This window comes from Sulfobacillus harzensis (assembly GCF_012933365.1).
Classification (GTDB): Bacteria; Bacillota; Sulfobacillia; order Sulfobacillales; family Sulfobacillaceae; genus Sulfobacillus_B; species Sulfobacillus_B harzensis.
This window is the reverse complement of sequence record NZ_JABBVZ010000137.1, coordinates 1-7343: the sequence shown is the minus strand read 5'-3', so window position 1 is coordinate 7343 and position 7343 is coordinate 1. Positions and strand designations below refer to the sequence as shown.

The following is a 7343-nucleotide window of genomic DNA, read 5'->3' as shown; positions in this document are numbered from 1 at the left end:
ACACGCAGCCGGAGGCTCCGAAGCAAGCGCGGCGGGTCGTGCGCGACCTCCGATTGAAGCTGGTGCCCCGTTTACGCCGCTACGAACAGCAGTTAGCCGCTTGCGGAGACCGGAATAGCTATAGCAAGACCGACCCCGATGCCACCTTTATGCGTCTCAAGGAAGACCATATGCGCAATGGCCAACTTAAACCCGCCTACAACGTCCAGATGGGAACAGAAAACCAGTTCATCCTCGGGTACAGCGTGCACCAAAACCGGGCCGACGCGGGTTGCTTGATTCCCCATTTGGAACGCCTACGTACGCTGGTCGGCCGATTGCCGCAGACCATCGTCGCCGATGCCGGCTATGGCAGTGAGGAGAATTTTGCCTACGTGGAAAAGCAGGGCCGCACGGCCCTGATGAAGTGGAACACCTACCGGTTAGAGGGCACCCGCGAATGGCAGCGTCAAGTGAAGCGCGTGGAAAACTGGACGTATGTGTAGGCGCTAATTTGTTTTGTCATGGGATCGGCTAAAATGGCGGCCATATTGGTGCTTGGGCGTGACTCATCGCGTTGGCAAACTTAGGATGGCAGAAACCGAGGATTCAACCAAAACACGCCCCCTCTCGGGGGCGTGGCGGCGGACCCGAATGGGTCCGATTAGACGTCGTCGCGCCAGTCGCTCACGGCGCGTTGCATTTGGGGCTCATCCACCACGCGCAAGCCTTGGCTTTCAGCGTCCCAGAGGGCGCCGGTCGCCAAGTGGTTAATGATCCGAGGGAGGCCCCGGGATTGCGAGGCCAGGAGCTTGAGCGCCGAGGGCGTGAAGAGCCCGGGGGCCCCACCGGCCTTCTGCAAATGGTGGCTGACGTAGCTGGCCGTTTCCCCTTCATCCAGGCCCCGGAGATGGAATCGCAATCCCACGCGTTGATAGATGGCTTCGAACGCTTTGAGGCGGAGGGTGACACGGAGATCTGGCTGGCCGACGAGGATGCACGTAAAGGGCGTGAGGGCGTCCATCGCCGTATTCAGAACGAATCGGAGTTCATCCAACATCCGCGCGGGCAAGCCCTGGCCCTCGTCAATGATAATCACGGGAGCCTTGTGTTGATGTTGCCAGAGGTCGGTCATGAGGAGGACAAATTGGCGGCGGGTTTGGGATCGGTGAAACGGCATCGTCACGCCCGCTGCCTCCAGAATCTGACTGTAAAAGTCAAAGGGCGTCAGTTGGGACTCGGCGACATAGAACACGGGATGCGACGTGGGGTCCAGTTGTGACGCCAGATACCGCACGGCGCTCGACTTGCCGGATCCGACTTCCCCGGTGACCACCCCGAATAACCGCCCCTCCACCATGAGGTGGAGACGCGCGGCCAGTTCACGAAATTGCGTGCTGGGAAAATAATCCTCAATGGGGAGTTCCTTGGTAAAGGGGGCGCGCGTGAACCCCCAATAATTAAGACTCATGATGGGGCTCCTTTCCCGGGGCTAGCGCGGGCCGGCCTTCGGCATACTGCAGCCGCGCCGTGGCCTGAGCCCGTTCGGCTTCATGGCGCTCGCGGGCCAACTGGGCCAGATTGACGCCGGTCCGCGGGGCGGTCGGCGGCCGGTCTTCGCGCGGCGCTTCCCGATGGCGGTGGTGCGACAACACCAAGGGTTGGGCTTCCCCGTAGGATTCGCCCTGATAGGTAATGAAGATCCGGTCGAGCTGGTAGGGGTCATAGCGACAGTCCACCCGTTTCCCGGCCAACAAGCTCGCCACCTCATAGCGATTGCCGGCTAATTGGATGACCCCCGTCTTGTCCACTTTACGGGTTTCATGCCAGAGGAAGATGCGGTGAATCTCATCCACTGGGCGCGTTCGTATGTGCGCGGCGGAGTCCGCTCGGGATTGCTCCCACGCCGCTTGCGGCGTGATGCCCAACGCGCGGTGGACTTGTTGATGATAGCCTTGATCCAGCCACGCCTCCCAATACGCATTTAATTCCGCGAGCGTCGTCACCGTGCCATCCGCGACGAGGGCCTGCAGTTCGTGGGTCAGTTGTTGGTCGACCCGGCGGAACAGGCGCTCAATTTTTCCCTTACCCTGGGGCCTTCGGATGGTACTGTGGCGCAAATCGATCCCTAGTTCCGCACACACGCGGGTCAGATAATGGGAGGCGTAGATGGACCCATTGTCGACATGGATCATTTCGGGAACTCCGTAGCGCACGACGGCCCACTTCAGGACTTCTTCGAGGCGCGGCCGGTTTTCATCAAAGAAAAACCGACTCCCGACCACATAGCGCGTGGCGTCATCAATGAAGGCAATCAAGTACACCGGGCGGTGTCGCTCGGGATTCCGGGGATCCGGCAAGGTCAGCGTCTGCTGGGTGTCGCCTTTATGGAAGATCTTGCATAAAGGCGATTATGAAAGCCACGGGATTATGGAAAGAAGCAGCCTGGGATTGGTGCCAGGCCTCCCCAAGCCGCTCCGAATCTTTCCATAACGTCGTCGCTAGTTACCGTGACCCACTGGACAATTGGTCCAACCACTGTAAGAGTCCCGCGTCCTCGGACCATGAATCTCGTGGCGTTTCGATCCCGGGAAGTGAAGCCGCCTCCAGTGCGCGACGCCGAAGCTCCACGTCGGCCCGGGTATAGATTTGTGTTGTTGAGACATCGACATGGCCTAACAAGTCACGGATGTAGATCAAGTTCACCCCCGCCTGTAAGAGATGCACGGCCTTGGAATGCCGCAGCACATGGGGCGTGACGGATTCGGGAAATCCCGTCACACCGTGCTCCCGCGCTCGGCGGACGTATTTCTGCAAGATCTGGGTAATGCCGACGCGCGTGTACGGTCGGTGTTGATGATTATAGAAAAGCGGGTGATCGGCCTGGCTCAGCCGATGGAGTCCCTGTTCGGTCATGTAGTCGGCCACTAAAGTGGCCGTGGGTGTCATCAGCGGTACCTGCCGCCGTTTGCGCCCTTTTCCCGTGAGCGTAACCACTGCGGGGGGCTGGAGCCGAACATCGCTGACCACCAGATCGATGATTTCTTGCACTCGAGCTCCCGTATCGTAGAGGACCGCGAGCAAGGTGGCATCCCGACGTCCCTTGCTGGTCGCCCGGTCTGGTTGGGCCAGGAGGGCGCGCATAGCGTCAGGCGTCAAATAGGGTATGAGTGGCTCTGACGCTTTTTTCCCAGGAATGGTTAACACCTGTTGGACGGTCTCTAAAGATTCGGGCATCTCATACGCCACCCAGCGGAAAAAGGCCCGGAGGGCCGCTAGTCGTTGGTTACGCGTCGTCACCCCACACTGACGATCGGCTTCAAGCCAATCGAGAAAGCTCTGGATGCAGGCCGCATTCAACTGGGCTAAGGTAATCTGGTCGGGCGACCACCCTCGATTCACCTGGCAAAAACGGAGCAACAACTTAAACGTGTCACGATACGACTGGATCGTATTGGTGGCAAGATTGCGTTGGCCGGGTAAGTATTGGCTCAGGTAGCGCGTGACCAGTCGGGCAAAGTCAGTGGGCATGGCCGTCACCTCCGGGAATCAGAGAACCCCACTGTTGTTCGACGACCGAGACCACGGCAGGATAAAGGTCCGCCGTCAGGCGGAGGTACTCCTGAGTGCTCTTCAACCCTGTGTGGCCTAGATACGCGGAGAGATAGGGAAGCGCCACGGTCAGATCGACACCGTCGGCAATCCATTGCTGCAAACAATGGACAGCATAGGAGTGACGCACGTCATGGAGCCGTGGTCCCAGCCCGCGTCCGCCGTGCGCGATACCCGCTTCTTTAAGGAAGCGCCGAAAGTATCCATAGATGGTGAGCGTCGCATAAGGTTCTCCCGAGCGATTGGGAAACACGGGGGTGGTGGGTACCGCATGGAACTGTCGGGCTAGGTAACGAGCTAGGCGGTCCGCCAGAGCCGGGTGCAGGGGGACGTGGCGGTCTTTGTGGCCCTTGGCATTCTGGATGTGTAAGGTGCCCGTTAGGACATCCACATCGCGATGCTGTAACTGGAGAGCTTCCCCCGCTCGCAGGCCTGCGCCGTAAAGAACGCGGAAGAGCATGGACAACACCGGCCCACGATTTGGCGACCGTGGATCCTCGGGACAATGGTCCACGGCGGTGAGCAACGCGGCAATCTCTTGCCGCGTAAAGATATACGGCACATAACGGCCGGCGGCTCGTGGAGCGGTTTGAGGCGGATACAGCCACGCATTCAAGCCCGATCGCCGCATGAAATTAGCTAAAACCCGCATCAGCGTAATACGCCGCTGACGGTTGGTCTCGGTTTCCCCGGGTTGCGTGGCCGTCCATTGCTCGACCAAGGCCCGGGGCAACGTCATGGTAGCATGGCCCACGGCTTGACAAAACCGGTCAAACCGTGCAAAATCTTGGGCTTCCTTGGGGTGATAGCCCAAGGCCTGTTGTTCGGCAATGAGTCCTGTTAACACGGGTGCCAGTGCGCTGGCAAACGTCGGCCATTTAGGCGTGGACATCGGTCAATACCTCCTCAGGGTTTAAAGCGCACCGCCGCAAACCTGCCTCATCGACGGCGAGATAGACCTGTGTGGACTGAGTACTCCGGTGCCCCAACACATCGGCAATCACAGGGAGCGGGGTGTCAGCGGACAACAACCGGCCCGCGAGTCCATGACGGAGGGCATGCATCCCATGGGCACCAGCGGGAACCGTGACGCCGGCCTGCTGAACGTAATGCATGAGTAATCCGTGTAAATTCGCGTCCACAGCGAATGGTTCAAAGGGCGCTCGATGCCGCACAAACACACATGGGGCCTCCGTCTCCGGTCGACCGTTCCGTAAATAATCAATGATGGCCCAGCCGACGTCATCCAACAGCGGCAGTTCCACGGTGCGACCGGTTTTCTGCTGCACCCAGGCGACCGTTTTCGTCTGCCAATGCAACGCCGTCAACGGTAGCGTAGTAATATCCCCAACACGCAGGCCGAGTCGGGCCGCTAGCAACAAGATGGCGTAATCCCGCTTGCCCAACGGCGTGCCGCGGTCAACCGCGGCCAACACGGCAGACACGGCTTGAATCGGCCAGCTGTGCGGCAGTCGAGCCCCCGGTATCATCCGCACGGGCGGCAGGGCCCGACTGAGATCCTGGGAATAAAGGCCCCATCGATGCAAGAAGCGGAGAAAGGTCCGGACCTGACTGAGAATGACCCGCACCGTCTTCGGCTGATAGCTCATCAGGGTGGTCGTATAGTGGGAGAGGTCCGAACCGGTCACGGCTGTCAAAGGGATGCCGTGGTTAGCCATATAGGTCAGGAAGTGGCGCACGCGAGCCTGCCGTGTTCGGGCCGCCCGCGGAGAGTGCCCACGGTCAGTACAATCGCGATTGAAATCGGCGAGAGCTTGCTCCAATTCCGTCGGCAGCACCTGAATCGCCCTCGCTGACGGTCGTCGTGGCGGGAGAGTTCCGTAGCGGTGGTAGTAATCCAACACGGTCAGGTAGCGGCGCGGACCGCTAAGCCGACGCGGAGCTGGGGATGGCACATCCTCCAGTCGACAGCGATAGCGACTGTGAAAAAAGTCGTGCCCGAATTCCGACGAATAAGCGCCTATACCTCGGGCGTCTGCGCACTGCAGCAATTGGTGGTAAAAGCCGCGATAGTTAGCCTGGGTTGTTGACGCATAATGATGCGCGCTGATGTCCTTCAAGACCCGGTCGACTAATTGGCGGATGGTTTCCCGTTCATCCATAACCATAACGCCTCCTTTGAAGTGGGGCTGTCTCAAAAGGCTTTGGCCCTAAAATTTTCTCCCACTTGACCCCTAAAAACGCGGAGGAAAGTGACCTACTTCCTCCACTACGCGGGGTAAAATAGGCACATTTTAGGGACGGCATCACTGCCGACATACCTTTTGAGACGGCCCCGTTCAGGATGAGGCGTTATGGAAAGATTCGACCAGTGCTAGTGGCGTATTATCGTGCGTTTCTCCGTTGATTTTCCATAATCCCGTAACTTCCATAATCGCCTTGCCACTCCGCCATGGCTCGCGGCGCCTGGCGCCGCCGAAACGTCTCGGCCGGCGGCGCGGGTTGATAGGGCGCGGCCTGGCGTCGTCGCAGGTGATAGGTCAACGTGCTATGAGCCAGACTCCCAGGGGCAATCTCGCCCTGCCACTCCAGGAGTTGGATAATCGTCCGGGCGCTACGATGCGGGTCTTCTGCGCGCAAAGCCAGCGCCCGGTCCAACACCGTCGGGGAGACCCGGTGCAAACGGCTTGGGGCCGGGTCCGGCTCGAGGGCCGAGGCCCGCCGCGGCGATAAGCCGCCATCCACCGCAGGATAGTCCGGGGATGAATCTGGCGTTCGTGGCCGTCTGGCGTGAGCCAAACGTGAGCACTTTGTTGGGCCACAATGGCCCGTTGTTCCCCGTACGCCAATTGGCGGGTTACGAGCGGGGCAATAACAGTGAAGCGAAACTGCGCCACCACTTCGGGTGGTATGGATTTCGGCGTGGTCATCAGCCGATCTCACCTCCGATTTCACGGTACCGATCTCCGTCCGCCGTGCCATCCCGGCATTGATTGTGATGCATGAGCCATCCCCAGAGTACGCTGCCGGCGACCCAACCCCCCCGGCGGCTGGCCGCCGGGAGCACCAGGACGACGGCTCGCCACAACTGGTGCCAATGCTGAACGCGAGACCACTCCGGCTCGGGCCAAACGGGGATTCGGCGGGTTCCGAGCCGTTCCGCGATCCACTGGAGCACTCGGTGGATCACACCCGGGATGTCGGCGCGCCAGCGTGCCATCCAGCGCGTCAAGGTTCGCGGATGCGGGTCGATTTGCCGTGATCGGAGCCACGCCAGACACTGGGCCAGCGATCGGCCGCGATCCCGCCAGACAAGGACCGCGACGAGGATCGGCCATGTCCAGGCCGTGTAGGGCTGGCAGTCATAGGGTAAAGCGCTGTAAGTGCAGTGGCAGGCCCGACAGAGGAACCGTTGCACACGAATTGGCACGAGGCCCTGTGCCGTGAGGGCGTGGCGCGTGAACGTCCCATTACGAACAAGCCGATGCGAGGAATCGACCGGGCAATCCGGTCGGGGCGCTGCCAAGCCCTGGATGGCATGGCGGAGAGGTTGAGTTAAATATATAATAGCCATAGATCAACCGATCTGACCGAGGGTGGGCGTCCAACCATGAACCCTCGGTCTTTTTTTTTTAGAACCCTAAAACCAAATCAGACACCAATGGTACTAAAAAACCCCCTTCATGGGGGGAACTATGATCGACGACATTAGTTAGATTCTGCTGAAAAAGTCTCTTGTTGCCGATCCGTGAAAACCGCATAAAAGCAGGGATTCCCGGCCCTATTGTCGA

Annotated in this window: 8 protein-coding genes; 1 reads left to right on the top strand and 7 read right to left on the bottom strand. The window is 59.8% G+C overall.

Going from position 1 to position 7343, the window contains the following annotated elements:
• Window positions 1-485: transposase (locus HIJ39_RS24380; protein WP_169102906.1), on the top strand; the 485-nt coding region annotated here is incomplete at its 5' end.
• 158 nt (window positions 486-643) lie between these two features.
• Here the strand turns inward: HIJ39_RS24380 and HIJ39_RS20525 are convergent.
• From HIJ39_RS20525 to HIJ39_RS20495, 7 genes are all read right to left on the bottom strand, one after another.
• Complete coding sequence (locus HIJ39_RS20525; protein WP_169102905.1) at window positions 644-1450, bottom strand: ExeA family protein; 807 nt, start codon at window positions 1448-1450, stop codon at window positions 644-646.
• Window positions 1440-2339, bottom strand: coding sequence for a Mu transposase C-terminal domain-containing protein (locus tag HIJ39_RS25295; protein ID WP_169102904.1), 900 nt, complete (start codon window positions 2337-2339; stop codon window positions 1440-1442). The genes HIJ39_RS20525 and HIJ39_RS25295 overlap by 11 nt, the downstream gene beginning before the upstream one ends.
• A gap of 145 nt (window positions 2340-2484) precedes the next feature.
• Window positions 2485-3510 carry a tyrosine-type recombinase/integrase gene (locus tag HIJ39_RS20515; protein WP_169102903.1) on the bottom strand — a complete coding sequence of 342 codons (1026 nt, stop codon included), beginning with the start codon at window positions 3508-3510 and terminating at the stop codon, window positions 2485-2487.
• Complete coding sequence (locus HIJ39_RS20510; protein WP_169102902.1) at window positions 3500-4483, bottom strand: tyrosine-type recombinase/integrase; 984 nt, start codon at window positions 4481-4483, stop codon at window positions 3500-3502. Before HIJ39_RS20510 ends, HIJ39_RS20515 begins: the two co-directional genes overlap by 11 nt.
• Entirely contained in the window at window positions 4470-5714 is a 1245-nt protein-coding gene (locus tag HIJ39_RS20505) for a tyrosine-type recombinase/integrase (RefSeq protein WP_169102901.1), read from the bottom strand. The genes HIJ39_RS20510 and HIJ39_RS20505 overlap by 14 nt, the downstream gene beginning before the upstream one ends.
• Before the next feature lie 223 nt (window positions 5715-5937).
• Window positions 5938-6297: a hypothetical protein gene (locus HIJ39_RS20500; RefSeq protein WP_169102900.1), complete on the bottom strand. Its 360-nt coding sequence runs from the start codon at window positions 6295-6297 to the stop codon at window positions 5938-5940.
• 184 nt (window positions 6298-6481) lie between these two features.
• On the bottom strand, window positions 6482-7126 hold the full coding sequence (locus HIJ39_RS20495) for a hypothetical protein (RefSeq protein WP_169102899.1): 645 nt from the start codon (window positions 7124-7126) through the stop codon (window positions 6482-6484).
• Window positions 7127-7343: the final 217 nt, after the last annotated feature.

What these genes read in the sequence shown, in the direction of transcription:
- HIJ39_RS20515 (WP_169102903.1), bottom strand. Translation starts at nt 3,510, where the DNA reads ATGCCCACTGACTTTGCCCGACTGGTCACGCGCTACCTGAGCCAATAC.
- HIJ39_RS20505 (WP_169102901.1), bottom strand. Translation starts at nt 5,714, where the DNA reads ATGGATGAACGGGAAACCATCCGCCAATTAGTCGACCGGGTCTTGAAG.
- HIJ39_RS20495 (WP_169102899.1), bottom strand. Translation starts at nt 7,126, where the DNA reads ATGGCTATTATATATTTAACTCAACCTCTCCGCCATGCCATCCAGGGC.
- HIJ39_RS20525 (WP_169102905.1), bottom strand. Translation starts at nt 1,450, where the DNA reads ATGAGTCTTAATTATTGGGGGTTCACGCGCGCCCCCTTTACCAAGGAA.
- HIJ39_RS20510 (WP_169102902.1), bottom strand. Translation starts at nt 4,483, where the DNA reads ATGTCCACGCCTAAATGGCCGACGTTTGCCAGCGCACTGGCACCCGTG.